This window comes from Aeromonas sp. Prich7-2, from assembly GCF_017939255.1.
Classification (GTDB): Bacteria; Pseudomonadota; Gammaproteobacteria; order Enterobacterales; family Aeromonadaceae; genus Aeromonas; species Aeromonas caviae.
This window is the reverse complement of record NZ_JAGKRI010000285.1, coordinates 1-643: the sequence shown is the minus strand read 5'-3', so window position 1 is coordinate 643 and position 643 is coordinate 1. Positions and strand designations below refer to the sequence as shown.

Annotated in this window: 1 protein-coding gene; it reads right to left on the bottom strand. The window is 40.9% G+C overall.

The features are described from left to right. On the bottom strand, positions 1 to 579 hold a 579-nt coding region (locus J9892_RS21670; protein ID WP_210538974.1), incomplete at its 3' end, for a relaxase/mobilization nuclease domain-containing protein. Positions 580 to 643: the final 64 nt, after the last annotated feature.

The window sequence follows — 643 nt, the reverse complement described above, 5'->3', positions numbered from 1 at the left end:
AGTCATGTTGTTTGGCTGGTTTTTAAAAACCACGTCCATTGCATCCCTAATTATACAGGCGGGATCATGCATAGCATGAAAGCTCCCTCTACCACGGCCATTTTTAATATTGACTATGCTATACTCATGACCGAAATTTGCTTCAGGACTTTTACAGTTCGCCAATCCCAATTCAATTTCTATTTTTCGAGCAGCGTCAACTCCCCGAGCGTAGTCATTACTATCATCAACTAAGGTTCTGTCTAGTTTTACTCTACATGCCACAACATGTACATGTAGAGACCTTGTATCGCGGTGTATAACAGATGTCCATCGAGTATCGCTACCATATCCCAGTTCAATCATTAGCAGCCTAGCTGCAACTAGACATTGATATGGCGTTAATGATTCATCGGGGCTTAATGATAGTGAATAATGTGCACATAGTTGGTTTCCTGTGCCTGCATACAATGATGCCTGCATATTCAACTCCATGAGTAGTGGCCCGATGTCATAATCAGAGACCTCACCTCTTTCATTCAATGTAATATTTGGTCTATTAATTACACCACCACCGAGATGATAAACCTGTGATGGCATGGATTTTCGTTTCCTACCAATATGTATAGCTCGGTAAATATAAGACAGTCTGTACTGGAAGTTT